The 24,393-nt window shown below is 42.9% G+C and carries 29 protein-coding genes; 14 read left to right on the top strand and 15 right to left on the bottom strand.

Annotated features, from left to right (window positions below; translation table 11 throughout):
- Window positions 1-148: 148 nt before the first annotated feature.
- The 4 genes from K2Q13_RS10580 to K2Q13_RS10565 form a co-directional block, all read right to left on the bottom strand.
- Window positions 149-796, bottom strand: a complete 648-nt coding sequence (locus K2Q13_RS10580) for an HAD-IA family hydrolase (protein ID WP_292921049.1) — start codon at window positions 794-796, stop codon at window positions 149-151.
- Window positions 797-823: 27 nt separating this feature from the next.
- A complete protein-coding gene (gene ubiG, locus K2Q13_RS10575) occupies window positions 824-1,531 on the bottom strand; it encodes a bifunctional 2-polyprenyl-6-hydroxyphenol methylase/3-demethylubiquinol 3-O-methyltransferase UbiG (RefSeq protein ID WP_292921048.1) in 708 nt (235 codons plus the stop codon).
- Window positions 1,532-1,541: 10 nt separating this feature from the next.
- Window positions 1,542-2,882 (bottom strand): TRZ/ATZ family hydrolase, encoded by a 1,341-nt coding sequence (locus K2Q13_RS10570; protein ID WP_292921047.1) that lies wholly within the window; start codon window positions 2,880-2,882, stop codon window positions 1,542-1,544.
- Window positions 2,883-2,963: 81 nt separating this feature from the next.
- Complete coding sequence (locus tag K2Q13_RS10565; protein ID WP_292921046.1) at window positions 2,964-3,623, bottom strand: OmpA family protein; 660 nt, start codon at window positions 3,621-3,623, stop codon at window positions 2,964-2,966.
- A gap of 457 nt (window positions 3,624-4,080) precedes the next feature.
- Between K2Q13_RS10565 and K2Q13_RS10560 the strand changes: the two genes are divergently transcribed.
- The 11 genes from K2Q13_RS10560 to K2Q13_RS10510 all read left to right on the top strand — a co-directional run bounded on the left by K2Q13_RS10560 (window position 4,081) and on the right by K2Q13_RS10510 (window position 13,094).
- Entirely contained in the window at window positions 4,081-4,812 is a 732-nt protein-coding gene (locus K2Q13_RS10560) for an ABC transporter ATP-binding protein (RefSeq protein WP_292921045.1), read from the top strand.
- A gap of 19 nt (window positions 4,813-4,831) precedes the next feature.
- Complete coding sequence (locus K2Q13_RS10555) at window positions 4,832-5,575, top strand: ABC transporter permease subunit (protein WP_292921044.1); 744 nt, start codon at window positions 4,832-4,834, stop codon at window positions 5,573-5,575.
- Between the two features lie 19 nt (window positions 5,576-5,594).
- The gene (locus K2Q13_RS10550) at window positions 5,595-6,956 is read left to right on the top strand and encodes a DUF4350 domain-containing protein (protein WP_292921043.1); all 1,362 of its coding nucleotides are present in this window, start codon (window positions 5,595-5,597) and stop codon (window positions 6,954-6,956) included.
- Window positions 6,953-7,807: a DUF4340 domain-containing protein gene (locus K2Q13_RS10545; RefSeq protein WP_292921042.1), complete on the top strand. Its 855-nt coding sequence runs from the start codon at window positions 6,953-6,955 to the stop codon at window positions 7,805-7,807. The genes K2Q13_RS10550 and K2Q13_RS10545 overlap by 4 nt, the downstream gene beginning before the upstream one ends.
- 17 nt (window positions 7,808-7,824) lie before the next feature.
- Complete coding sequence (mutM, locus tag K2Q13_RS10540; RefSeq protein WP_292921041.1) at window positions 7,825-8,655, top strand: bifunctional DNA-formamidopyrimidine glycosylase/DNA-(apurinic or apyrimidinic site) lyase; 831 nt, start codon at window positions 7,825-7,827, stop codon at window positions 8,653-8,655.
- 106 nt (window positions 8,656-8,761) lie between these two features.
- On the top strand, window positions 8,762-9,574 hold the full coding sequence (gene proC, locus K2Q13_RS10535) for a pyrroline-5-carboxylate reductase (protein WP_292921040.1): 813 nt from the start codon (window positions 8,762-8,764) through the stop codon (window positions 9,572-9,574).
- 44 nt (window positions 9,575-9,618) lie between these two features.
- Entirely contained in the window at window positions 9,619-10,194 is a 576-nt protein-coding gene (locus K2Q13_RS10530) for a YggT family protein (protein WP_292921039.1), read from the top strand.
- 11 nt (window positions 10,195-10,205) lie between these two features.
- Window positions 10,206-10,496 (top strand): DUF167 family protein, encoded by a 291-nt coding sequence (locus K2Q13_RS10525; protein WP_292921038.1) that lies wholly within the window; start codon window positions 10,206-10,208, stop codon window positions 10,494-10,496.
- Window positions 10,497-10,533: 37 nt separating this feature from the next.
- Window positions 10,534-10,986, top strand: a complete 453-nt coding sequence (locus K2Q13_RS10520) for a histidine phosphatase family protein (RefSeq protein ID WP_292921051.1) — start codon at window positions 10,534-10,536, stop codon at window positions 10,984-10,986.
- Between the two features lie 41 nt (window positions 10,987-11,027).
- Entirely contained in the window at window positions 11,028-11,582 is a 555-nt protein-coding gene (locus K2Q13_RS10515; RefSeq protein WP_292921037.1) for a pseudouridine synthase, read from the top strand.
- A gap of 321 nt (window positions 11,583-11,903) precedes the next feature.
- Window positions 11,904-13,094 (top strand): fatty acid desaturase, encoded by a 1,191-nt coding sequence (locus tag K2Q13_RS10510; protein ID WP_292921036.1) that lies wholly within the window; start codon window positions 11,904-11,906, stop codon window positions 13,092-13,094.
- A 79-nt stretch (window positions 13,095-13,173) separates the two neighbouring features.
- Here K2Q13_RS10510 and rpmG read toward each other — a convergent pair whose 3' ends face one another.
- From rpmG to radC, 3 genes are read right to left on the bottom strand one after another with little or no spacing between them, the layout of a single operon-like run.
- Window positions 13,174-13,329 carry a 50S ribosomal protein L33 gene (rpmG, locus tag K2Q13_RS10505; protein WP_106707874.1) on the bottom strand — a complete coding sequence of 52 codons (156 nt, stop codon included), beginning with the start codon at window positions 13,327-13,329 and terminating at the stop codon, window positions 13,174-13,176.
- A 33-nt stretch (window positions 13,330-13,362) separates the two neighbouring features.
- Window positions 13,363-13,599, bottom strand: a complete 237-nt coding sequence (gene rpmB, locus K2Q13_RS10500) for a 50S ribosomal protein L28 (RefSeq protein ID WP_292921034.1) — start codon at window positions 13,597-13,599, stop codon at window positions 13,363-13,365.
- Window positions 13,600-13,657: 58 nt separating this feature from the next.
- Window positions 13,658-14,332, bottom strand: a complete 675-nt coding sequence (gene radC, locus K2Q13_RS10495) for a DNA repair protein RadC (RefSeq protein WP_292921033.1) — start codon at window positions 14,330-14,332, stop codon at window positions 13,658-13,660.
- A gap of 222 nt (window positions 14,333-14,554) precedes the next feature.
- On the opposite strand from radC, the gene coaBC reads away from it, so the two are divergent.
- Window positions 14,555-15,772: a bifunctional phosphopantothenoylcysteine decarboxylase/phosphopantothenate--cysteine ligase CoaBC gene (gene coaBC / locus K2Q13_RS10490; protein ID WP_292921032.1), complete on the top strand. Its 1,218-nt coding sequence runs from the start codon at window positions 14,555-14,557 to the stop codon at window positions 15,770-15,772.
- A complete protein-coding gene (gene dut / locus K2Q13_RS10485; RefSeq protein ID WP_292921030.1) occupies window positions 15,769-16,218 on the top strand; it encodes a dUTP diphosphatase in 450 nt (149 codons plus the stop codon). The genes coaBC and dut overlap by 4 nt, the downstream gene beginning before the upstream one ends.
- A 101-nt stretch (window positions 16,219-16,319) precedes the next feature.
- Here dut and ffh read toward each other — a convergent pair whose 3' ends face one another.
- On the bottom strand, window positions 16,320-17,669 hold the full coding sequence (ffh, locus tag K2Q13_RS10480) for a signal recognition particle protein (protein ID WP_292921029.1): 1,350 nt from the start codon (window positions 17,667-17,669) through the stop codon (window positions 16,320-16,322).
- 136 nt (window positions 17,670-17,805) lie between these two features.
- Here ffh and ccsA point away from each other — a divergent pair, with 136 nt between their 5' ends.
- Entirely contained in the window at window positions 17,806-18,648 is an 843-nt protein-coding gene (gene ccsA, locus K2Q13_RS10475) for a cytochrome c biogenesis protein CcsA (protein WP_292921028.1), read from the top strand.
- 260 nt (window positions 18,649-18,908) lie between these two features.
- Here ccsA and K2Q13_RS10470 read toward each other — a convergent pair whose 3' ends face one another.
- The 7 genes from K2Q13_RS10470 to K2Q13_RS10440 form a co-directional block, all read right to left on the bottom strand.
- Window positions 18,909-19,931, bottom strand: coding sequence for a tyrosine-type recombinase/integrase (locus tag K2Q13_RS10470; RefSeq protein WP_292921027.1), 1,023 nt, complete (start codon window positions 19,929-19,931; stop codon window positions 18,909-18,911).
- Window positions 19,924-20,136 carry a DUF4224 domain-containing protein gene (locus K2Q13_RS10465; RefSeq protein ID WP_292921026.1) on the bottom strand — a complete coding sequence of 71 codons (213 nt, stop codon included), beginning with the start codon at window positions 20,134-20,136 and terminating at the stop codon, window positions 19,924-19,926. Before K2Q13_RS10465 ends, K2Q13_RS10470 begins: the two co-directional genes overlap by 8 nt.
- 1 nt (window position 20,137) lies before the next feature.
- Window positions 20,138-20,314 carry a hypothetical protein gene (locus K2Q13_RS10460; RefSeq protein WP_292921025.1) on the bottom strand — a complete coding sequence of 59 codons (177 nt, stop codon included), beginning with the start codon at window positions 20,312-20,314 and terminating at the stop codon, window positions 20,138-20,140.
- A 57-nt stretch (window positions 20,315-20,371) separates the two neighbouring features.
- On the bottom strand, window positions 20,372-20,566 hold the full coding sequence (locus tag K2Q13_RS10455) for a hypothetical protein (protein ID WP_292921024.1): 195 nt from the start codon (window positions 20,564-20,566) through the stop codon (window positions 20,372-20,374).
- Window positions 20,567-20,843: 277 nt separating this feature from the next.
- The gene (locus K2Q13_RS10450; protein WP_292921022.1) at window positions 20,844-22,568 is read right to left on the bottom strand and encodes an AAA family ATPase; all 1,725 of its coding nucleotides are present in this window, start codon (window positions 22,566-22,568) and stop codon (window positions 20,844-20,846) included.
- Between the two features lie 2 nt (window positions 22,569-22,570).
- Window positions 22,571-23,263 carry a hypothetical protein gene (locus tag K2Q13_RS10445; protein WP_292921020.1) on the bottom strand — a complete coding sequence of 231 codons (693 nt, stop codon included), beginning with the start codon at window positions 23,261-23,263 and terminating at the stop codon, window positions 22,571-22,573.
- Between the two features lie 62 nt (window positions 23,264-23,325).
- On the bottom strand, window positions 23,326-24,393 hold the full coding sequence (locus K2Q13_RS10440; RefSeq protein WP_292921019.1) for a hypothetical protein: 1,068 nt from the start codon (window positions 24,391-24,393) through the stop codon (window positions 23,326-23,328).

Below are 24,393 nucleotides of genomic sequence, written 5' to 3'. Positions count from 1 at the left end.
TGATCCTCGGTATGCCCTGCGCTGCTTTGCAACCCACGTCGAAACCAGATCGTCCCCGGTATTCGTTTTGGTAGTGCTTAGGATGGTGATGAAATCTAAAAGTTCAAGTCCTGTGCCGGGTATTCTAACAGAATTAATGAATATTTCTTTACAGGTGAGTCAGCAATTCTTCAGGATGATCGATCAGATGGTGTGCGCCCCAGGTCTCAGGCGGTTGATCATTGCCCAGATAGCCATAGCGTGCAACGATGGGTTGCATGCCAGCTGCCAAGCTGGCTTGGACATCGCGTATGTCGTCACCTAGATAAATGCAGTGAATAGGGGGGACGGTCATTTTGTTGCTGGCTGCTAGGAGCGGTTCAGGGTGTGGTTTGATGTGGGCGGTTTCGTCGCCACATATGACGCAGGCGACTCGTTGCGCTAAACCGAGCATTTGGATAATTGGATGCGCAAAACGCGAAGGCTTATTGGTGACAATGCCCCAGGGTAAATTCATTGTTTCCATTTGATTCAACAGGGCTTCAACGCCTGGAAACAAGCAAGTGTCGTGACACAGTCGCTGGGTGTAAAAATCCAGAAATTCATCGCGCATGGATTCGTAGCCATCGTCGCCGGGCTTGATATTGAAGCCAAGTCCCAGCAAGCCACGCGCACCTGCAGATGCCACTGGGCGGATCTGGGTAATAGGTAATTCGGTTAACCCGCGTGCGATGCGTTGCCGGTTTAAGGCATTACCGAGGTCAGGCGCGGTGTCGGCGAGTGTTCCATCAAAATCAAAGAGAACAGCTTTAATCATTCAGTGCGATTAGCGAGAAAATGTGAGTTAGCTGCGATATGCCATGATGTAGTTGACGTCGGTATCATTTTCCAATGCATATATTTTGGTGAACGGATTATACGTCATGCCGATCAATTTTTCGTCGGTTAGGCCAGCATTACGCGCCATACGCGCAAGTTCGGAAGGCTTGATGAATTTGGCATATTCATGTGTGCCGCGCGGCAATAGATTTAAAATATATTCTGCGCCAATAATGGCGAACAGATAGGATTTCGGATTGCGATTGATGGTTGAGAAAAATACCCAGCCATCTGGTTTGACCAATTGAGTGCACGCGTGAATAACGCTCATTGGGTCGGGCACATGCTCGAGCATTTCCATGCAGGTGACAACATCATAGTGATGCGGTTTTTCTTGCGCCAGAGATTCTACGGTAATTTTGCGATAATCAACGTCATAGCCGCTTTCCAGCAGGTGTAGCTTGGCAACCTTGAGTGCTTTATCGCTCAGGTCAATGCCGGTGACATGCGCGTTCAATGATGCCATGCTTTCGGATAGAATGCCGCCACCGCAACCGACATCCAGCACGGTTTTTCCAGCTAGTCCTTCGGTTAGATCATTGATGTAGTTAAGGCGTAATGGGTTGATATCATGTAATGGTTTAAATTCACTGTTTGGGTCCCACCAGCGGTGAGCAAGCTGGCTGAATTTCTCGAGTTCCATCGGATCAGCGTTAATACCGTCATTTTCCATGTGCATTCCTTTAGTTCGATTGTTTTGACGTTGCCGCAATACATTCTTGCCAGATGGTTGTGCGATATTGCAGTTCGGCTTGGTTAATCGTCGTCAATTGTTTGTCTTCCAGCAGCATTCTACCATTTACCCACACATGGCTCACGTTTTCACGGCCTGCGGCATAGACTAAATGTGAGACGGGGTCATAGCAAGGGGTAAGATTAAGGTGAGAGAAATTGATGGCTGTGATATCGGCTGCTTTCCCAATGGTCAATGAACCCGTCAAATGATCCAATCCTAAAGCAATGGCACCGTTCAAGGTGGCCATTTTTAGTACTTGATGGGCGGGTAGGGTATCAGCTCGGCCACTGGTTGTTTTGGCTAGCAGCGCTGCAAGGCGCATTTCTTCAAACATATCCAAGCGATTATTGCTGGCTGCGCCGTCGGTGCCGAGGCCGACATTAATGCCTTGATTTACTAATGATGAGATTGGTGCAATTCCACTGGCTAATTTCATATTAGATGAAGGACAGTGTGCAATGCTGCAATTATATTGATGTGCCAGTTTAATTTCATGATCGGTCAGATGCACCATATGCACGGCGATCAAATTGGGGCTAAGTAGTCCTAATTGTTGCATGCGCTCTAAGGGTCTTACCCCACTTGATTCCAGGTTGATGCGAATTTCATCCCGGGTTTCATGCAAATGGGTATGAACCGGTGCGTCGAGTTGTTCTGCGTAAGTCAGAATGCTGCTAAAGGTTTTGTCGCTGACGGTATAGGGTGCGTGAGGTGCAAAACAGAAAGATAGCAGTGAATTGTGTTGATACTTGTCGCGTAATTCCAATCCTTTGGCTAAATAATCGTCGGCATCGCTGGCATAAGGTGTCTGGAAATCAATTACAATCATGCCGATAGCAGCGCGTATTCCTGAACTTGTCGCGGCTTGCGCGCAGGATTCCGGAAAAAAATACATGTCATTGAAGCAGGTAATGCCACCTTTGATCATCTCGGCACAAGCGAGCTGAGTACCATCCAGTACGAATCGCGCATTGACATGCTGATTTTCTGTCGGCCAAATGTGTTTGTTGAGCCATTCCATTAGAGGTAGATCGTCAGCAAGTCCTCTCATGAGCGTCATGGCTGCATGAGTGTGCAAATTGATCAATCCCGGAATCAATGCGTGATCACTCAGAGTGAATGTTTGTTGTGGTTTGTAACGTTGATTGGCTTCGGTTATCGGAAGAATATCTTTGATGAACCCTTGATCAATTGCAATGGCATGTTGATTTAGTACAATTCCAGCAGGTTCAACAGGAATAATCCATTTCGCTTCAATTAATGTATTAATTTCTTCTCGATTACTCATTTGCTAAGCAATACGCATAAAAGAAAAAGCCCTGCTGGAATGTGCAGGGCTTTTTTAGCAACAATAACAAACTAATTTGGTTTATCGAGTACCTGCCACTTCAATTTCAACTCGGCGATCAGGCGCTAAACACTCGATCAATGCTTTGGATCTTCTTTCACCAGCACAGTTGCTGCCAGTTACTGGATTGGATTCACCTTTGCCATCAACAAAGATGAGGCTTGGGTCAATGCCTCTAGATACCAGATGTGCTTTTACCGACTCAGCACGACGCAGCGAAAGTGCTTTGTTATATTCATCTGATCCAATGCGGTCAGCATAACCTACAGCAATAATAAGATCATATTTTACGCCCTCTATGCCCGTAACAAATTCATTAAGAGATTGGATGCCATTGGGTTTTAATTTTGAACTATCAAAATCAAATAATGCATCGGCAGAGAATGTGATTTTTTCAGGTGCTGTTTTAACAGGTGCTGGTGCAGGCGCTTCCGCTACTACTTCTGGTTTCTTGACCAGATCCGGGTCACATTCATGAATTGCCATGGCGGGTGTCCAATAGCTGGTACGCCAGCATAACCCAGTTGAGTTTCTTGCAACCTCACCGCGGCCATCAATGCCATAAGCTTGCGGCTTGGTTGATTGATCAGTGTTTGTTTCTTGTGCTAAGACAGCACCAGAAAACATTGCTGGTATAAGAATCATTCCAATAAGAGTATTTTTGGCTGATGTTTTTTTCATGATGTTGTCCTTTTAATGAAAACTATGTTTCTGAGAGTTCTATCGGCAATGCAAATAAATGCCTCACCATTACAATTGAAAGTCTTTGCTATTCTACTACTTCGAGCTAGTTAGTGTTCTATTATCAGTTTGTTTGCATATTATCGCAAATTAAGATGTTGTTTAATTGCAACAGAAACGTGTTGTAAATTGAATTGAACTAAGGGAATTAGTATGTTTAATCGATAAAAATCATGTGGTTCTCATATTAATAATAGAATTCGTGATCTAATGAAAATAGTATACTGCTTTGTTTTATTTGATATTGTAGCAATTGAATCAAAGCAAGCGAATTCCAGAGTAGTTCGAAATATGTACTATTAATTAAATCAGGCAATTTAGATTGCACGATCGCTTGAGATTACGTCACCGATTAAAAATTCTTTATGCGATTATTAAATAATAGGAAGTTTCTTGTATGATCAATGCGTCGGAGTCGGTAACTTTGTCAACACAGAATCTGTGTCGTAATTTTGGACATCATGCTGCGGTACATAATGTTAACCTGCGATTAAGGCGAGGAGAGGTATTGGGACTGCTCGGACCTAATGGTGCAGGTAAAAGCACAACCATGCGCATGCTGACGGGAAATCTTGCGCCAAGTAGTGGCAGCATAGAAATCTGCGGCGTTGATTTGTTGGATAAGTCGCTAGAAGCCAAGGCGCATTTGGGTTTTCTGCCTGATGTTCCACCGCTTTATTTCGATATGACGGTTGATGAATACTTATTATTGGTTGCCAGATTACATCGTGTTGACAAACAAGCCATGCAAACTGTGTTAAAAGATGTGAAGCAACGCTGTGGCTTAGGTCATCAGAGCAAGCATTTGATCGGAGTATTATCTAAGGGTTTTCAGCAACGCGTGGGCATTGCGCAAGCAATTATTCATAACCCAGATGTGATTATTCTTGATGAGCCAACTGTTGGCCTTGATCCCAACCAAATTCGAGAAATAAGACAGTTAATCAGAGAGTTGGGAGCAACGAGTAGTGTTATTTTATCAACCCATATCTTGCCTGAAGTTGAAAATGTTTGTGACAGAGTGCAGATTATGCACAAGGGGACGGTAGTTTTTGACCAAACTATGATCGAGTTGCGACAGCAAGACAGAAATCTGGGAAATATATTTACGCAACTGACACAGTCATGAATAAACAGGAAGATATGCCATGGTTGTGACCATTATCCGTAAGGAATTAAGCATGCTGTTTATTTCTCCTTTGGCTTGGATAATGCTGGCGCTGATTCAGCTCGTGTTCGCAGGTTTTTTTCTAGTGCGATTGGATGCTTTTCTTGAGATACAATCGCAATTACTGCAAGTGATCAATTCCCCGGGAATTACGGAAGTTATTATCTCTCCTGTCTTTGCTTTGGCAGCAATTGTTTTGTTGATGCTAACACCGATATTATCTATGCGCTTATTGGCCGAAGAGCGTCGAAACCGCACTTTGACTTTACTAATTTCCTCGCCAGTTTCTATCATCGATATTGTACTGGGTAAATTTTTAGGCTTAATGATTTTTCTAGCAGTCGTGATTATGTTGATTGTCACATTATCTATTTCATTGCGAATAGGCGGTGTATTGGATTTAGGCTTGTTACTCAGCAACACGCTAGGATTATTTTTAGTGACTGCGTGCTTCTCTGCTCTCGGCCTTTATGTTTCAAGCCTAACGGCACAACCGGTGATCGCTGCGATTGGTTCTTTGGGGATTTTATTAGGACTGTGGATGATTGATCTGGTTGCGAGTGAAACAGATGGTTGGATTCACTATGTTTCTCTGTTGAAGCATTTCAGATATTTTAATCAGGGCTTGATTGATACCTTGAGTATTGCCTATTGTGTATTGTTTATCGTGACTTTCTTAGTGCTGACAATTCGTCGCCTGGATGGTGAGCGCTTATATGGGTAGGCAATTTTGATGAAACGGCATGATACTACTGAATAAAAATTTCCGACGGCATTACCATATACATAATGGCATATTTGTTATTTTGTTATTGTTATTGGTCATAGTGCTTGGTTTTTTTGCAGGGCAATATCGATTTCAATGGGATGTCAGCCAGAATGGACGAAATAGCTTGAGTGAATCCAGTATTGAAATTCTCCAAAAATTGCATGATCCGATTCTAGTGACAGCCTATGCAACTGAGCAGCACGCACAATTAGGTGATGTTCGAAAAATTATTGCCGATTTTGTTGCGCTTTATCAGCGAATAAAACCGGACCTTTCTCTGACATTTATTGATCCGGTTGAACAACCCATACTGACTCAGCAAGCTGATGTGAAGGTCAATGGTGAGTTGGTAATCCAATACAATCAGAGGACTGAGCGTTTAACTACCATCAACGAACAGGCATTTTCTAATGCTTTGATGCGTCTGGCGCGAGCAGAAGATAAATTGATTGTAGCGTTAAGTGGCCATGGAGAACGCAGACTCGAAGGGGATGCCAACTACGATTTAGGCGAATTTGGCAAATATCTTCGCACCAATGGTTTTAATAGCCAGACATTGAATTTTGCGATTGAACAAGATGTTCCCGCAAATGCAAGTGTATTGCTGATTGCTTCACCCCAGGCTGATTTGTTACCAGGAGAAGTGGACAGACTGCTGAATTATATTGATCGAGGGGGTAATTTATTATGGCTGGTCGACCAGGAATCACTACGTGGATTGTTGCCATTGACGGAAAAATTGCGTCTAACGCTTACGCCGGGCGTCGTCATTGACCCTCAAGCCGAACAGCTTAAGGCACCGATTACATTTGCTTTAGGCGCAATTTATGGGCGGCATGTGATAACCAATAATTTTGACTATATTACGGTATTTCCCTTTGCGCGCCAGATTACGATAAATGAAAATGAAGACTGGAGTAGTGTCGCATTGGTTGAAGTGGCTCAGCAGGGTTGGATCGAAACCGGTGATCTGAATGGAAATATTACTTTTGATCAAGCGACGGATGTGCCCGGTCCGGTCAGCATAGCGGTTGCATTGGCGCGTAATATCCGGGATCGCGAACAACGCATTGTCGTTGTCGGTAGTGGACACTTTCTAGCTAATATGTATTTGGGGAATGGTAGCAACCTGGATTTTGGCATTAATCTAATTAATTGGTTGACGGGTGATGAAGAATTAATTGTGATACAGCCACGTGCAACAATAGATAGTAGTCTGATTTTAAGTGAATCTGAGCTTACTTTGATTGCCGTGGGTTTTCTTGTATTACTACCCGCATTCTTCCTGATATGTGGATTTTTTATTTGGTGGCGTCGCAGAAGAATAGCAAAATGACTCATCACTCTCGTTTAAATTTGATTATGTTTGCTACCATCGCAGGTTTGATGGCGTTTCTCTACTTTAGGCCACAATCTGATGCGATTCAGGAATATCCGATTTCTACCACCACGATTGAGTCTGTGCAGAGTGTGCGCATCCTGAATAAGCAGCAAGAAATTGTTTTAGTGCAATCGAATGATCAGTGGCGGATGATAGAACCGATACAAGCAAGAGCAGATGAGAAAAAAATCGGAGAAATTCTGGAAATTTTGAAGGCAAGTAGCTATCAGCGTTTTGCACTGGAAAATCTGGATCGATTTAATCTAGATCGGCCTTATCTCCAGTTTCATGTTGACAATGAGTATTTCGGTTTTGGCGTGTTCTCCCCGACAACTAATCAACAATATGTTGTGACCAATGACTTTGTTTATTTGATTTCACCGCGTTATGCGCTTGCCATGTCGTTAACTGTCAGCGATCTAATTAACTCGGAATTACTGGCACCCGATGAGATTCCTGTCAGATTCGAAATGGATCGGTGGGTAGTGGAATTTCAAAATGACAGCTGGCGCACCATCCAACATTATTCTAGTGATGGATTTGATGATGAAGTGCTCACATGGTGGATTCAATTGTGGCAAACTGCTCGAGCTGGAGCGGTGAAATTGGAGGGAGAGCTTGATTCTGGTTTTGTTGAAAGAGGCGTTATACAAATCAGTATGCGGAATGGAAACATAGTAAAATTCAATATGCTGCAAAATGAATATTCGATAGTGCTACGACGCATGCCGGAAAAAATTGGGTATTACTTTCCGATTGAAGTGGGACAGCAATTAATTGACCCAAGCACAATGTTGCTGAATTAATAAATTTCTGAACACTGATGCCGGAATTACCAGAAGTCGAAACAACGTGTCGTGGTATTGCTCCGCATTTAACCGGCAAGTTGATTGTAAACGTTATTATTCGTAATGCAATGCTGCGTTGGCCAATACCGCAGGATTTGCCTGAGTTATTGTCGGGATCGACGATTCAAGCGGTGGTGCGACGGGCCAAATATCTGTTGTTGGATTGCGGTAGAGGAATACTGATTCTTCATTTGGGAATGTCGGGCAGTTTACGTATTTTACTGCCAAGATTGGCGCAATCGCCAGAATTGCCGCGAAAGCATGATCATTTTGATTTAATTCTTAATGATCAGACCATTCTTAGGTTGCACGACCCGCGCCGCTTCGGTGCGGTACTATGGCATACGGGAAATATTGCGCAGCATCCACTGCTGATGAATTTAGGTCCGGAACCGTTGACAGTAGATTTTAATGCGCAACGTTTATTTGTAAGAACCAGAGGATTGCGTGCGAGTATCAAACAAACTCTGATGAATAATCAGGTAGTAGTGGGTGTTGGTAACATTTACGCGAATGAGGCTTTGTTTCTGGCCGGAATCAATCCCAAAGTAACGGCTGGCAGAATTGGCAAAGAGCGCTATGAAAGATTGGTTCAAGCGATTAAGCATACTTTGCAGTTGGCGATAGAAGCTGGGGGCAGTAGTTTGCGTGATTTTGTGCATAGCGATGGAACCCCGGGTTATTTTCAGCAGCAATATTGGGTTTATGGGCGCAGTGGTAAACAGTGCAAGCAATGTACAACTGTAATTAAGCAGATTAAGCAAGGCCAGCGTTCCAGTTTTTATTGTCCGGGTTGTCAGCATTGACGGAAATTTACAACTTGAGTCGAATTATGAATAATTTTCGCAAATTATTTTAAATGTAGGTTCTTCCGTTTTACTGATGGATCAATCAACTCATTACAAGGTTAATATGAATATTACATTCATTGGTGGCGGCAATATGGCTGCTGCATTAATCAGCGGATTGTTGCAGCAAGGCTTTGCAGCTGAACAGTTGCATGTGGTAGAAATTAATGCAGAAAACCGTGAAAAATTAAAACTTGATTTTGGTATTCTGGCTACGGGTGATCTCGCCGACGGCATAGCAAAGAGTCATGTTGTTTTATTATCCGTGAAACCCCAACAGTTGTATGAATTGACTCAGGATCTTGCGCTTTTATTGAAGGATCAATTAATAATATCGATTGCAGCGGGCATTCGCACATCAGATATTATGCGCTGGTTGGGCGGTTATGAAAGAGTGGTGCGTGCTATGCCAAATACGCCCTCACTTGTGCGTTCAGGTGTTACGGGTCTTTATGCAGCTTCACGCGTGAATGAGCAAGATAAAAGTAATGCCGAGTTGATTCTGGCTGCAGTAGGCACGACACTGTGGGTGGCAGAAGAAGAAATGTTACATGCAGTAACCGCAATTTCCGGTAGTGGACCTGCGTATGTTTTTTATTTTATTGAGTCCATGCAGCGGGCAGGGATAGAATTGGGGTTGACACCTGCTCAAGCCAGGCAGCTCAGTTTGCAGACTTTTGTGGGGGCTAGCAAGCTGGCCAGTTTGAGTGATGAAGATGTGGTTACACTGCGCACTCGGGTAAGTTCTAAAGGTGGCACTACCGAACGGGCAATTCAAGCTATGGAAAAAAGTGATATTAAGTGTAAGATCATAACTGCCATCCATGCTGCAAGTGATCGCTCACATGAGATGAGTGATGAATTCGGTAGAAGATAAAGTTAAAAAAACAACTATCCATTATCGTTTTTTGGGAAATATCTATGTCCAATCAGATCCTTGTTTTTCTTCTTGATACTACTTTGGGACTGTTCTCTTTGGCGTTATTGTTGCGCTTTTACTTTCAGTTGCTGCGAGTCCCTTACCACAATCCGGTATCTCAGTTTTTGATTGCGGTGACTGATTTTATTGTGAGACCTGCACGTCGTATTATCCCCGGTTGGGCAGGTATTGATTTATCTACCCTGATGCTTGCTTGGTTGCTGGAATGTATCGTTGTGAGCATCGTCTATGTGATGCAAGGCTATGACTTTGGATCGAATATTATAGCTGCATCAGGGGCGATCGGGCTGCTGGGTATTGTTGAGATTATTAAAACAACGCTTTATATTGTATTACTGATGATCATTGTACAAGCCGTTTTGTCTTGGGTTAACCCAAACAGTCCATTGGCGCCATTGCTGGATAGTTTTACTCGCCCATTTCTCGCTGTTTTTCGTAAAAATATCCCGCCTATTGCTAATGTAGATTTGTCACCTTTGTTCGTGCTGATTTTAATCCAAGTGTTGTTGATGGTAGTTGCGGGAATACATACGGAAATTGCTGCAATGCTGAGATAGGTGCACTGCAAGTGAGTTGGTATCGATATGATGAAACAAACAATCTCGTTCTTACATTGCATATCCAGACCGGTGCAAAAACTACTGAAGCAGCAGGTTTACATGGTGACGCGCTTAAAATTAAACTCGCAGCTGCACCTGTGGAAGGCAAAGCTAACTTGGTATTGATTAGATTTCTTGCAGCACAATTTGATGTGCCCATTGGGCAAGTGATATTGAAGCAGGGTGACAAGTCACGACATAAAGTAATCATGATTCATCGGCCTATGCATGGTCCGAGTGTGTTATTTAATATATTGTAGGGCTAGTGCCAATGAATGATTCACCTGATAAAACATGATGGATTTGATCTTATGGCGTCACGCAGAAGCTGAGGATGGCTTTCCCGATGCGGCTCGTAAGTTGACCGAAAATGGATTAAATCAGGCAAACCGTATGTCTGGCTGGCTTCGATCTAAATTACCGGAAAATACTAAGGTGATAGTTAGCCCAACGCATCGTACACAGCAGACAGCAATGGCGCTACAATCCGATTTTATAACGGAGTCTGCAATTGGTCCTGGTGCGAATGCTCACGACATTCTTGCTGTAGCTGATTGGCCTAATTATCAAGGTGCAATCGTAATCGTCGGTCATCAACCAACATTGGGAAATGTGGCCAGTCATTTGATTCCAATTATTCCTGCTGGGTTGAGTGTGAAGAAAGGCTCTATCTGGTGGATTCGGTCTCAAAAAAATGAGAATGGATTTGAACCAGTGTTGCATGCGGTGATCTATCCTGAAATGCTATGAATAAATTGAAGTTAAATATCGTGCTTATATGATGTTGTATCATGCCTAGGATAATTTTGTTCAATAAACCCTATGGGGTGATCTGCCAATTTACACCAGTAGATGGACATCAATCATTGCACGATTTTATTCCTTTCCCGGATTTTTATCCGGCAGGAAGATTAGATGCCGATAGCGAAGGATTGGTGTTATTGACCGACAATGGTAAGCTGCAAAATAGAATTTGCAGTCCAAAGTTTAAGCTACCGAAAACTTATTGGGTTCAAGTGGAAGGCAAGCCGGATGATGTTGCACTTAATGCGTTGCGCCGTGGTGTGGTTCTTAATGATTTTAAGACACAACCTGCGCAGGTAAGCTTGATGGATGAGCCCAGCTTTCTCTGGCAAAGAAAACCACCGATTCGATTTCGCAAGAATATTCCGACTGCTTGGTTGTCATTGGTTCTCAAGGAAGGCAAGAATCGCCAAGTAAGGCGGATGACAGCGGCGGTATTTTTTCCAACGTTGCGATTAATCCGTTATGCAATTGGTTTGTATACATTGCAAGATATCGTGCCAGGAGAATGGCGCATGCTTGCAGATTCTGATATAAACTAGGATAAATAAAAATTGCTGGATCTTTCTCTGAGGTTTTTATGAAAAATGGTTTCCTAGTTAATAGTTAAGAATCATAGTGTTTTGTTAGGTGAGATTTACTTTGTAAATAGTAATCTGAAAAGATTAATATTTCCTTTCAGATAAGTGATAGTGTAATATTTTAAATTAAAGAGTAATTAACGCAGAATAAAATAGCTAGGTATTTATATAGTGGTTTCTGATCTGAATAGACCAATTGATTCAATTGGATAGGTTTTTTTGGGTTTTTTATTGAATAGGTCTGTGTTATGAAGTATGGGCCTTTAACGGGATGGTAATTATATGATTTATGAATTTCTGAATTTAATTTCAGGTGTGATTGATATGCCATGGTGGGGGTATATTGTTATTACCCTGATTTTTACACATATTACAATTGCTGCTATTACAATCTATTTGCATCGTCATTCGGCACACAGAGCTTTGGAGTTGCATGCAATACCGAGTCATTTTTTTCGCTTCTGGCTATGGTTAACAACCGGAATGGTTACGAAAGAATGGACGGCAATTCATCGTAAGCATCATGCGAAATGTGAATCCAAAGATGACCCGCATAGCCCCGTTATTTTTGGTATCAAGAAAGTACTGGCGGAAGGTTCCGAACTTTACCGAGCAGAAGCTAAAAACGAAGATACTCTGAAAAGATATGGTTATGGTACTCCTGATGACTGGATGGAACGCAATGTTTATAGCAAACATAGTGCCAAAGGGGTTGCGCTTATGTTGATTATTAACGTGATTTTATTCGGTCCGATTGGAATTACTATTTGGGCGATTCAAATGTTGTGGGCTCCTATTTTTGCTGCAGGTATTGTTAATGGCGTTGGTCATTACTGGGGGTATCGCAATTTTCAAGCAGAGGATGCCAGCAGAAATATTGTTCCGTGGGGTATTTTGATTGGTGGGGAAGAGTTGCATAATAATCATCATGCATATGCGACATCTGCGCGCTTGTCTAATAAGTGGTATGAGTTCGATATTGGTTGGATGTATATTCGAATTTTGGAAACGTTGGGACTTGCAAAAGTCAAAAAAATTGCGCCCAAGCTGCGCATTGATCAGGCTAAAACTCAATGTGATTCAGATACGCTGCAAGCTGTTATTTCTCACCGCTATGAAGTTCTTGCGAAGTATACAAAATCATTAAAAGCAACTTTTGCAAAAGAAATGATTCACTTAAAAGAAGCAACCGCACAGTATGGAGTGGATAGCTCTACCTTGAAGCGCTGGATCCTGGCCGATTCTAAAACTTTGCAAGATCATGAACGTGAAAAATTAATTCAGGTGCTCAGTAATGCTAAAACTCTTGATAAAGTCTATACCATGCGAGAAGAGTTAGCTCAAATCTGGCAACGATCCACCGCAACAACCGAAGAATTAGTAAAACAATTGGAAGACTGGTGTCGGCGTGCGGAGGAGAGTGGGATCGAAGTATTGAGAGCATTTTCTCAAAGACTACGGTGCTACGCCTAATGTCTTGAGCAGACTTAAATTATGATCAATAAAAAACCCGCATATGCGGGTTTTTTATTGAATGAATAAGTGTGGATTCTTATTTGAGTTTTGTCTCTTTATATAAAACGTGCTTACGTGCAACAGGATCAAATTTCATAAATTCCATTTTTTCAGGTTTAGCCCGTTTATTCTTGGTGGTTGTATAAAAATGCCCTGTTCCAGCTGAGGACTCAAGTTTTACTTTTTCACGCATAACAATAACTCCATAGTTAATCTTGAAAAGTTTTTAAACGTTTTTGCCTTCTAATCGCATTTTTACCAATACTGCATCTATACCATTCTTATCAATAGTACGTAATGCCGCATTAGTTAATCGCAGCTTAATCCAGCGGTTTTCACTCTCAACCCAGAATTTTCGGTTTTGCAGATTGGGTAAGAAACGTCTTTTGGTTTTATTGTTTGCGTGAGAAACATTATGACCAGACATCGGTTTCTTTCCAGTTACTTCACATACTCGTGCCATATAGCGCACCCCAGAATTCTTTAAAGGAATGGATTATATCCTGATTTGGAGTGTTTGCTCAAATTAAATCTTGCTCAGCAAATGAAAGAGCAATACCGTTACCCACAATGAAGTGATCCAACACCTTAACATCAATGAGAGCCAATGCCTGTTTCAAGGATTGGGTTAATACTTTATCAGCGTGGCTGGGTTCTGCAATACCGGAAGGGTGATTGTGCGCAAATATAATTGCAGCTGCATTATGATATAAAGCGCGCTTGATAACTTCTCTGGGATAAACGCTGGCTTGAGTGAGTGTTCCATTAAATAGTTCTTCTGTGGCAATGGTATGATTTTTTGCATCAAGGAAAATGCCGATAAACACTTCATGCGGTTTGTTTGCTAAACTCAGTCGTAGAAAATCCCGGACCAGGTTGGGCGAATTCATCACATTGCCGCATTTCAGTTCTTCACCCAAGGTACGGCGAGCCATTTCTAATACCGCTTGCAGTTGCGCGTATTTTGCGATGCCCATTCCAGGTAATTGACAGAAGCTTACCTGATTGGCTGCAAAAACATTAGTTAAATTACCGAAATGGGAAAGTAATTCTCTTGCGAGATCTACAGCACTTTTTCCGCTAATTCCGGTACGTAAAAATATAGCTAGTAATTCTGTGTCAGAAAGTGTTGAAGCGCCTTTCTGCAGTAATTTTTCACGTGGTCGTTCAGATATTGGCCAATTTGTAATTGCCATAAACTATGATGTGGCTCACAGTGATGTAAAATGAATTTAGTATAACTTTGTTACTAAATTGTTTTAATTGATCATTAACGAGGCGACACATGGCTAACCATCGATAATTAACTAATAGCGGCATCAGTGCGGTCAAATTGAGCGGGATAATTAGTTATTGTGTCAGTGATTTGATAGTTTATTGTTTTAGCAAGATTAAATTTTTTAGAGATATTATTTGTAATGAGAACAGGATCGTCGGTTGTGTCGAAGAAACGCGTGCTGTTGGGAGTAACTGGCGGCGTGGCTGCATACAAAGTGGCGGAATTGGCGCGGCTATTAACTCAGGATGGAATTGATGTGCAAACGGTGATGACTAACGCAGCTTGCCGTTTCATAGGTCCGGCGACTTTTCAGTCATTAACGGGCAATCCTGTTCACACTGATTTGTGGGAAGCCAATTCCGTGTGTGACATGGCGCATATCCACCTATCCCGAGGTGTCAGCATGATTTTAGTGGCACCAGCCAGCGCAAATTTTATTGCCAAGCTTGCCAATGGATTGGCTGATGATCTGCTATCGACACTATGCATAGCACGCAATTGTTCGCTTGTGATAGCACCGGCAATGAATCGGCAAATGTGGCAGAATCCTGCAACGCAACGTAATTTATCATTGTTACGACAAGATGGAGTGAAAATAATCGGTCCGGCCAGTGGCGAACAAGCTTGCGGAGAAATAGGTATGGGACGCATGCTGGAAGTGAATCAGCTGGTGGAAGCAGTGCAAATTGTTATCCAAACTGATACATTGTTTAGGGGTAAAAATATTTTGGTGACAGCCGGGCCTACGTATGAAGCGATTGATGCGGTGCGAGGAATTACCAACAATAGTTCTGGAAAAATGGGATATGCTGTTGCTAAAGCAGCATTGGAGATGGATGCAAGAGTTACTTTGATTTCTGGACCGACATGTTTATCATCACCTGCAGTTGACAAGTTTATTTCGGTAGTAAGTGCTGAGGAAATGTTGTGTGCAGTGCAGGCAGAAGTGTCACTAGCTGATATTTTTATCAGTGTCGCTGCTGTTGCTGATTACCGCGCAGCAAGCATCAGTCAACAAAAACTAAAAAAATCCACTAACAAACTATCAGTAGAGTTGATCCCTAATCCAGATATTCTGATGGCGGTATCTACATTACCTAATGCGCCTTTCTGCGTTGGTTTTGCAGCGGAAACAGAAGATCTCGAGAAGAATGCAGCAGCGAAAAGAAATAGAAAGAAGTTACCTTTATTAGTTGCCAATCTGGCTCAGGATGCGATTGGTTCTGATGAGAATGAGTTAATTTTACTAGATGACGATGGTAAACATGTTCTTCCCAAGACAGCAAAAATAGAGCAAGCGCGGCGTTTGATGAAGCATATTCACTTACTGTACAACAAAAAATTTAAAAAAAAATGAAAAGTATTGATATTAAAATTCTTGATGCTCGTTTAAATGAGCAATTTCCAGCGTATGCTACACTAGGCTCAGCCGGCTTGGATTTGCGTGCATGTATTGAGCAACCGATGGTGATCATTCCGGGGGAAACTAATCTTATTCCAACGGGTATCGCAATACATTTAGCGGATGCAGGATTGGCGGCGTTGATATTGCCACGCTCAGGATTAGGTCATAAGCACGGGATTGTATTAGGAAATCTAGTCGGTTTAATTGATTCGGACTACCAAGGACAAATTTTGGTTTCCTGCTGGAATCGTAGCCAAACAGCTTTTCATCTTAATCCATTAGAGCGAATTGCTCAGCTCGTTGTGGTTCCCGTGATTCAGGTAACGTTTAATCGAGTAGACGATTTTGACCAGAGCCACCGTGGCACAGATGGATTTGGTAGTACAGGAAAGCACTGATAAGCTATTTTTTATCGATTACGTAGTGTCACTCTAAATATTTCTTATGTGTGTTCAAAGAATATGCGCGCGATATTGGATTGCGAAGAAAGCCTATATTTCTAATGAAGACGTGGAAGCATTCCCTTGATTCCACGCATCATTTTAGCCATTCCCCCTTTGTTCATCATTTTCATCATCTTTCTGGCTTGCTCAAATTGTGCCAGCAAGCGATTAACTTCTTGCACGGACACGCCTGCACCTGCAGCGATTCGGCGTTTCCGTGAGGCTTTGAGAATTTCTGGTTTAGCGCGTTCTTGCTTGGTCATGGAATTGATTATGCCTTCTGTCCGATTGATTATTTTGTCGTCCACTTTAACGTTTTGTGCTGCTTGGCTGAATTGAGCGGGTAATTTGTCCATCAGGGCGTTCATTCCACCCATATTACGCATTTGCTGAAACTGTGCCTTGAAATCATCCAGGTCAAATGCTTTACCCGATTTCATTTTCTTCATCAATTTCTCAGCTTCTTGCTGATCAGCGCTGCGCTGTGCTTCCTCAATCAAACCAAGCACGTCACCCATACCCAAAATGCGAGAAGCCATTCGATCGGGATGAAATGCTTCCAAGCCTGTTAATTTTTCTGCGACACCGGCAAATTTGATCGGTTTCCCAGTGATTTGCTTAACTGACAATGCCGCGCCGCCGCGCGCATCACCATCGAGTTTGGTGAGAATGATACCTGTTAGGGGTAACGCATCGGAAAATGCTTTGGCAGTATTCACCGCATCTTGTCCTTGCATTGCATCGACAACAAATAAAGTTTCAATAGGTTGCAGAAGTGTTTCAAGCTCGCTGATTTCTTGCATCATGGCCTCATCAATACCTAATCGGCCGGCGGTGTCAACAATCATCACTTCATGATGATGCCTGCGCGCATAATCCAATGCAGCTGCGCCGATTTCACTGGGTTTTTGCCCCTCTTGAACAGGAAAAAAGTCGGCGCCCACTTGACTGGCCAGAAGCTCAAGTTGATGAATCGCAGCGGGGCGATAAATATCACAGGAAACCAGCAATACTTTCTTTTTTTTGTTTTCCATTAACCATTTGGCCAGTTTCCCGCTGCTTGTGGTTTTTCCGGCACCTTGTAATCCCGCCATGAGAATAACTGCAGGAGGAACTGTAGCAAGGTTAAGATCAACTTTTTCTCCACCTATGATGGTAATGAGTTCTTGATGAACCACTCCAACCAGCGCTTGCCCTGGAGTTAGGCTACTCATCACTTCATGACCGACAGCTTTTTCTTTGACACGTGCGATGAAATCTTTGACCACTGGTAAAGCAACATCCGCTTCCAATAACGCCAGACGAACTTCCCGCAAAGCATCCTGGATATTACTTTCAGAAAGCCTTGCCTCGCCACGTAATGTCTTGATGACTCCGCTGAGTCGACCGGTCAGATTGTCAAACATACTTAAACCTCATAAATCAATAATTAGAGAACAAAATGATGATCCATTCTAATAAATATCTGGATCAGCTCTTTGAATTTGCTAACGTGCCATGTAGACTAAACAATTATTTCGGCAAATCAAATTAGAACTATCAATGACCAGCATTTTAACTTATCTCACAGCTTTTTTGCTTTATATACTGATTGGTTGGTTTTTCTGGCGGAATACATGGAGCCAAACGGCATCTGAAGTGGGCGATCATGTGTTAGTGAAAGTTACGTGGGTGCATTATGCCATGCTTGTTCCCTTGCTGCTGCATGCCCTAACACTTTATCAATCCATGTTTATTGGTTCAGGGCTTAGCTTTGGTTTGAACAATGCAATCTCAACCATTGTTTGGTTGACCGCTTTCATTTATTGGTTCTCAGGATTTTTTAAACGCTTACAAGGGTTGCAAACTTTAGTCGCACCCATTGCATGGGCTGCAGCAATCGCAGTATTGTTACCATTGATTTTTCCGTCCCTGCGTCCGCTTGAGAATACGGAATTACCTGCATTCAAAGCGCACTTGTTGGTTGCAATGATGGCCTATAGCTTGCTGACAATAGCGGCGCTACATGCACTGTTAATGACAGTCGTCGAACGCCAATTGCATCATCCCGCGTCACGTTCAGTATTTACCAATTTGCCACCGCTGTTGGCAATGGAAAAATTACTGTTTCATATCATCTGGGTCGGGTTTATTTTACTCACATTGACGCTCATGAGCGGTATTGTGTTTTCGCAGGAAGTATTTGGCCAATCGCTGACATTTTCTCATAAAACTCTATTTGGCTTTATCTCGTGGGGGGTCTTTGCGGCGTTATTGGCCGGTCGTCAATTCTATGGGTGGCGAGGGCGCATAGCGATTCGCTGGACCTTAGCCGGATTTGTTATATTGTTACTGGCTTATATTGGTAGCAAATTTGTGTTAGAAATCGTATTAAATCGCTACTAGTGTTAAATCACCTTTATCTTTAGTACAACCTCGAGGCATTTAACTTTACGGTTCTGGATTCGGTGTGAAATTTTGAATTGGTGCCCGGGGCCGGAATCGAACCGGCACGGGCGTTTCGGCCCGAGGGATTTTAAGTCCCTAAACAAGCGACTGATTTAAAATAACATTCCAGATAATGTCGTTCCGCAAATAGCGGATTTTATAGTCCTTTAGATCGTTTATCCATGCGGGTCATTTTTGTTTTGCGGAACAGAATCACTTCACTTTGTTGGCGTCACCTTACTTCCTTTTCTCTCACGAATATAAGTTTCAGTCATAGTCACTGATGAGTGTCCTAGTTGTCTTTGCGCTTGCCTAATATCGCCACTTGAATCCGCTTTATCAGTTCCGGCTTTCGCCCGTATATCTCTGAACTGAAATTTATCTTTATCAACACCAGCAAGCTCGCGGGCTTTATCGAAGTGTCCACGGAATGAGTTATAAGAAAATTTCTGACCGGCATCATCAACGATTAAATAAAAGCTACGAACTTTGTAAGTGGATTTTCTTAATAATATACGTTCAATTAGTATAGATAACTCACCTTGGATATTTATTCTAATCTTTGCGCCAGTCTTATTTTGTGTAACTGAGATATGCCCTTCCTGAATATCATGCTCAGTCATTTTAAGAACATCTGACGGCCTTTGTCCGCTGAGGTAAGCTAAATCCATAGCATCACGTAATGGTTGACTCGCCACGTTATGCACGGCTTTATAGGTGGCATCATCAACATAAACATTCTTGCGTCCTGATTCTTTAAAACCTTTTACACCTGAGCATGGATTGGGCAGGTCGGTATATCCCCATTCCCGGGCCTTATTCCAAATATGGCTGATAAGTGCTTTCTCACGATTCGCGCGTATCGTCTTACGCCAGTCCATATATTGTCGGATATGGATCGGTTTTATTGCATGCAGCGGGGAAGGGGGGCTATCAAAGAATTTGTAAATCTGCTGAAGTTCTCGAAAATTATCGTGCTGCGTGGCAGGTGCCTTGCTGGGAATTACTTCACGTATATATCGCTCTGCGACATAACGAAACGTAATAACTTCAAGGTGTCTTGGCTTTGCGTTAATTTGCAATTCAGCCCATTTCTTAACTGCAATCGCGTAATCACTTCCTAGCGGTATTTCGATGCGCGGTTTCCCGCCTGTGTCGTAGTAATACCAAATCTTAACGCCACGCTTGCGTGCGCGTAGTCCTTTTGGTAATTGTAAATTTATGGATGGCTTTCTACCCATGTTTTAGAACGTTCGGCATCCAGGTTTGCTCTGGTTGGTTAATTTGCTTACTGTTACCTTCTACTGCTGATTTAGGTACAACAGGGCGGCCTGACGCATTGATGTAGAATAATATGCCCATAACGCGCAATTGCGCAACCTGCCGAGACTTAATCTTAGTTCCGGCAAGCCTTGCAACATCATCATCGTCTAGGAATATGCTCATTTCAGTTTATCGTAATCTTTTTTCTTCCAGGCTGTTTGCGTGATTCAATCACAATATCTCCATCTGGGAAAACTGCTGTATGAATAACAACATTTGCATTTTGCTTTTCATCAAGGAGTGCAGCGACATACGATGCATAGCAGAGTCTTATTTCTGTGAAAAATTCTTCTTCGGTCATGCCGGCGTCTGTGCATAATTTCATGATATCGTGCTTCATTGAGCTACTCGTTTATTATCAGGTTGTTCTAGCAATTTTTCCTATATCTGTTAAATGAATTCTATTGTTATTATCAACAGTTATTAGATTATTTGATTTCAGTTCTTTTAACACTTTAATTCCTACCGGCTTCCAATTATCAATAAAATTCTCAACTGTTACCCCTTCTTCGGTGTTTGATATGTATTCAAGATATTGTTGATAAATGTCCATATAAGCTCCTGTTTATTAATGCAAGTAAACTTTTCGTTAAAGTTATTTCATTTCTGACCGCTAAATCAAATGCATAATGTCTCTGTGGCCGCCAAGACGTAGAAACCCTTGGTGGCCACATCTGTTTATTTCAATTTCACGTTGAATTCGGTAACCCAGACGTGCTGCTCTTCGGATGTCTTTTTCATTACTAAGCGATGTACTTAATCCACTCAATCAGCAAAATCGCAGAGATTCCAAACGCAATAATTTTCAATGTTTCAATGATGAAATTCATTTAAGCAGCTTCAGCCTTTCTTTCCTGAATCACGCCGTTCTCAATCCAGTTCGCTTGCACCGATGTTGGTAGTCCAGTAGGAAGTGCTTTCATGGTTCCAAAAACCATCACGGTATCGATTTCATTGAACTTCGCTAGACTTACTAGCCACCCAAGACATTTGTTTCGACCTGGCAAATCAAGCAAATCGAACTCATCACACATGAAAAACTTGATTCCTGATATGTGACTGATAGCCTCTGCGATCATCAAATTGGCACGCCACTTGGCCGATGCTGACGACAGGCTATAAGGTCGTTCGTCGTAGCTGATTGACATATCTGGACTGATAGTGACCCGCTTCCATCCGGTTGTCTTTGAGGACAAATTTAATCGGTTATTGAGCGGTTCGAGTGAGGCTAATAACATTTCGCCTGGTATGCCGTCTGTTGCCAGTGATCGTGCGATCAAATCCCAGGCCATAACATCAGCGTGGTGCCCGGCTGCTTTTTTGGTCTTAGACTCAGCTTCTGTTGCTGCCTTGATGTTCTTGTTGATCAGATCAAGTGCGTTCTGTGCCTTGGTTCGACCCTCTTTGAGTGTAGTAATTTCCGTACGCAGGATCGTTACACGCTCTTCACTGATAACTTCTGCGGCCTCTTTTTTAAGTTCATCCAGTCGTAGTTTCGCGTTCTCAGCGTTCGCAAGATCACGCTCTCCATTTTTTACGGAATTACGAAACATGGTTAGTGTTTGCTCGTACTCCGGCAACTTAACCGCAGACTCTTCATCGCCATGCAAATCGCCCTTGCGTTCAATCAATTCCTTGCCATTGTAAGTCAATTCAGCTTTGCAGCTAGGACATTGAACCGCTACTGCACCAGGCACAGAACCCTCGGCCATTCTGCGAGTATCCTCAACCTTGGTTAACCACGCCATCGTTTCCGTGCGATCTTTGCTGAGTTTGGCCTTTATCCGATCAATCTTTACCGATTCATTTTCAAGGCGTTGAATTTCTCCAGCTCGTTGCGATGAACCGTTGATTTGCGCTTGTAACGCGCCCAATTTTTGATTGGCGGCTTCGATTTTCTCATCAATTGCTACCAATTCCATTTTTGCGTCCGTTAGAATGTTCGGGTCAATCACCGGTGGTTCGATTTTCCACAATCCCGCTTTAATTTCGCCGTACACCTCACCAGTTTCTGCTTTCCAATTAGCGCGTGATTGCTTTACATTTTCCGTGGCGTGCTTTTCAGCGTTCTCGAAACTGGATTTCAAGAAAGGCATAATCATTCCAACCTTATCCGCATCGCACTTACGATCCAGCAATTTCTGCTTTACTTCTGCGCCATCGCTGCGCAGGTTTCCCAGGTCAAATAACAGCTTTCCTCGGACATCAGCCGATGAGTTGGCAAACAGGGCAGGGGTCAACACGTAGTTAATTGCATAATGCAATGACTCTTTAAGTTCATGCGTCCCGTTCGGCAATGTGATTGTTGCCGTTCTGTCGTCGTCGAACTCAACCTGCGTGTATCCAACAGTGTCGTTATCATTGACCAGGTGCTTATAATTCTTTTTGAGTGAAACGCGCGTGCTCTCGCCGGTCAGAGCATGGATAATGCCCTCGTACATACTGCTTTTGCCAGCCTCGTTTGAGCCGCAGATCAGTTGTATTGATGCATCCGTCTTAATTTCAGCAGAACGTACCGCGATCATGTTTTGAACGTTGATTCGGTTGATTCTCATGATTAGGCCGCATCCTTGTCGTCGTTTTCTTCGATTTCATCATTGCTTGGGTTTTCTTCATGCCAAGCTTTAAACCCGCGAACCCATTCTTTAACAAGTTCGGCGGCTATGATCGGGCAATCGGATTGCGGCTTACCTTCATTCGCTGCCTGGTAGCCATCATCCCAAGCCTGGGCTTTATCTTCTTCGGTGATTACCTTCTCTGGTAATCCTATAACTTCACCCTCAATCGCATCATCCATACCACCTCCATCGTTATCATGGTACTCATGCCCCAAGTCCATCGCCCGTTGATCATCCTCACCCACTACTTTATTGATGCTTTGCATGTAATCCTGCGCATCAGCCACAACGATCAATACGCCCTTGCTTTCACCAGCCGCTTCGTAAAGCCCCTCCATGCCGGGCGTTTTGGTGCTGAACTTGACTACAGCCTTAACCCCATCCTTGATCGTTATTTGATCCAACTGCCCGGCAACGACTACATTATCTGTTGCGGCCAATGTGTAAACTGCCATGCGCACGTTATCTTCGACGCGACTGCGCAGCCGGTCGATAACATCATTCTGTTTGTTCTTGTTTAGTTTTGGCCACACGTCAGGTAGCAATTTAATTTCCTGCACGAGCGCTTCCAATAGATCACGGCCTACTGTTTGCGCTGTCATATGTCTAAAATCCTGTTCTTTTTTGCTCATGCTAACTCTCCACGTTGATTTTTTTGAGTTGATTTGAGTTGCGATTTCTGTCTCACAGACAATTACTCCAAGTTATAACTGCTGTTGTGATCAGCTTCACTCTCTCTTTCTGCCGCAGCTTCTCTGATGAGTTGTTGCCGGATTTTTTCTTGCTCTTCTGGCGTGGGCTCATCGGATTTTGTTACGGTTTTTGTATCGACCGGCTTTGTTTCAGCCTTTTTTGTTTCAACTGGCTTCGTTTCAGTAGATTTCTCTTGTTGGGTTTTAGTCTCGATTGATCCGTTATCATCCGAAACGCCGCCGTCGATATCGCTAACATCAGGTGATGAGCGGATGTCTTGCAGAGTGGCGGGGCCAGTTGAGTAAGAGCCGTCTGTTTGCGCAAATACATCAATAATGTCGTGATGCTCTTCTGTGCTTTTGCCCATGCCCATGATTACATCTGGTGCGTAGATCGATGCAAAGAAGGTGCCGGCGCGGTACTGCAGCATTTGGAATCTCATCGATCCCTGCCACTTCGATCCATCTTTCGCATACCATCCTTCCTCGACGGCCATTTGCATCGTTACTGGTATCGACTGAACTATCTCATCAGTAGGTTTGCCATTTTCGATCACGTATGCCCAGGCAATACATTCCCAGTTATCAATCTCTACTGTGTGTTCCTTGAAGTTGTAGCGATTCTTTTGCTTATCCCAATCCTGTTTTTCTTTGTAAGTGGCATTAATGCGACCAAGGTCGTTCAGCTTGAAGCGTAGCGGCGAAAATCTTCCTGACGCATTCACGGCGGCAATCTGAAATTTGGAGGACCAACGCAATTTGCCCTGAATAACATCTGCGTTTTGCATAACAGAGATCATCGATAAATCAACAGATTTAGCAACCTCGATAGCTACAAGACAATTACCAATTGCCGCACTATTTTCAATTGTGAGAGTTTTCCCAAATTCTTTCTTTTCGGTGAACTGTCTAAATGCGGCCGGAACCGCATCAGAAGTTGAAAACGCTTTCGCAATCCTTATTGCTAATTCAAATCCATTTTTGGAAAAAAAGTCTACAGCCAAATCTTGTCCGACCACCGAATCAGGATTCTTTAATTCAGTTAATTTTGTTGCTGGTTTTGTGTTCAT

The organism is Nitrosomonas sp., from assembly GCF_019752095.1.
GTDB lineage: Bacteria > Pseudomonadota > Gammaproteobacteria > Burkholderiales > Nitrosomonadaceae > Nitrosomonas.
The sequence above is the reverse complement of the archived record's forward strand: the minus strand, read 5'-3'. Positions and strand labels throughout refer to the sequence as shown.

Excerpts from the sequence above, each read along its gene's own strand:
- K2Q13_RS10580 (WP_292921049.1), bottom strand. The coding sequence starts at position 796 with ATGATTAAAGCTGTTCTCTTTGATTTTGATGGAACACTCGCCGACACC.
- ubiG (WP_292921048.1), bottom strand. The coding sequence starts at position 1,531 with ATGGAAAATGACGGTATTAACGCTGATCCGATGGAACTCGAGAAATTC.
- K2Q13_RS10570 (WP_292921047.1), bottom strand. The coding sequence starts at position 2,882 with ATGAGTAATCGAGAAGAAATTAATACATTAATTGAAGCGAAATGGATT.
- K2Q13_RS10565 (WP_292921046.1), bottom strand. The coding sequence starts at position 3,623 with ATGAAAAAAACATCAGCCAAAAATACTCTTATTGGAATGATTCTTATA.
- K2Q13_RS10560 (WP_292921045.1), top strand. The coding sequence starts at position 4,081 with ATGATCAATGCGTCGGAGTCGGTAACTTTGTCAACACAGAATCTGTGT.
- K2Q13_RS10555 (WP_292921044.1), top strand. The coding sequence starts at position 4,832 with ATGGTTGTGACCATTATCCGTAAGGAATTAAGCATGCTGTTTATTTCT.
- K2Q13_RS10550 (WP_292921043.1), top strand. The coding sequence starts at position 5,595 with ATGATACTACTGAATAAAAATTTCCGACGGCATTACCATATACATAAT.
- K2Q13_RS10545 (WP_292921042.1), top strand. The coding sequence starts at position 6,953 with ATGACTCATCACTCTCGTTTAAATTTGATTATGTTTGCTACCATCGCA.
- mutM (WP_292921041.1), top strand. The coding sequence starts at position 7,825 with ATGCCGGAATTACCAGAAGTCGAAACAACGTGTCGTGGTATTGCTCCG.
- proC (WP_292921040.1), top strand. The coding sequence starts at position 8,762 with ATGAATATTACATTCATTGGTGGCGGCAATATGGCTGCTGCATTAATC.
- K2Q13_RS10530 (WP_292921039.1), top strand. The coding sequence starts at position 9,619 with ATGTCCAATCAGATCCTTGTTTTTCTTCTTGATACTACTTTGGGACTG.
- K2Q13_RS10520 (WP_292921051.1), top strand. The coding sequence starts at position 10,534 with ATGGATTTGATCTTATGGCGTCACGCAGAAGCTGAGGATGGCTTTCCC.
- K2Q13_RS10515 (WP_292921037.1), top strand. The coding sequence starts at position 11,028 with ATGCCTAGGATAATTTTGTTCAATAAACCCTATGGGGTGATCTGCCAA.
- K2Q13_RS10510 (WP_292921036.1), top strand. The coding sequence starts at position 11,904 with ATGATTTATGAATTTCTGAATTTAATTTCAGGTGTGATTGATATGCCA.
- rpmG (WP_106707874.1), bottom strand. The coding sequence starts at position 13,329 with ATGCGTGAAAAAGTAAAACTTGAGTCCTCAGCTGGAACAGGGCATTTT.
- rpmB (WP_292921034.1), bottom strand. The coding sequence starts at position 13,599 with ATGGCACGAGTATGTGAAGTAACTGGAAAGAAACCGATGTCTGGTCAT.
- radC (WP_292921033.1), bottom strand. The coding sequence starts at position 14,332 with ATGGCAATTACAAATTGGCCAATATCTGAACGACCACGTGAAAAATTA.
- coaBC (WP_292921032.1), top strand. The coding sequence starts at position 14,555 with ATGAGAACAGGATCGTCGGTTGTGTCGAAGAAACGCGTGCTGTTGGGA.
- dut (WP_292921030.1), top strand. The coding sequence starts at position 15,769 with ATGAAAAGTATTGATATTAAAATTCTTGATGCTCGTTTAAATGAGCAA.
- ffh (WP_292921029.1), bottom strand. The coding sequence starts at position 17,669 with ATGTTTGACAATCTGACCGGTCGACTCAGCGGAGTCATCAAGACATTA.
- ccsA (WP_292921028.1), top strand. The coding sequence starts at position 17,806 with ATGACCAGCATTTTAACTTATCTCACAGCTTTTTTGCTTTATATACTG.
- K2Q13_RS10470 (WP_292921027.1), bottom strand. The coding sequence starts at position 19,931 with ATGGGTAGAAAGCCATCCATAAATTTACAATTACCAAAAGGACTACGC.
- K2Q13_RS10465 (WP_292921026.1), bottom strand. The coding sequence starts at position 20,136 with ATGAGCATATTCCTAGACGATGATGATGTTGCAAGGCTTGCCGGAACT.
- K2Q13_RS10460 (WP_292921025.1), bottom strand. The coding sequence starts at position 20,314 with ATGACCGAAGAAGAATTTTTCACAGAAATAAGACTCTGCTATGCATCG.
- K2Q13_RS10455 (WP_292921024.1), bottom strand. The coding sequence starts at position 20,566 with ATGGACATTTATCAACAATATCTTGAATACATATCAAACACCGAAGAA.
- K2Q13_RS10450 (WP_292921022.1), bottom strand. The coding sequence starts at position 22,568 with ATGAGAATCAACCGAATCAACGTTCAAAACATGATCGCGGTACGTTCT.
- K2Q13_RS10445 (WP_292921020.1), bottom strand. The coding sequence starts at position 23,263 with ATGAGCAAAAAAGAACAGGATTTTAGACATATGACAGCGCAAACAGTA.
- K2Q13_RS10440 (WP_292921019.1), bottom strand. The coding sequence starts at position 24,393 with ATGAACACAAAACCAGCAACAAAATTAACTGAATTAAAGAATCCTGAT.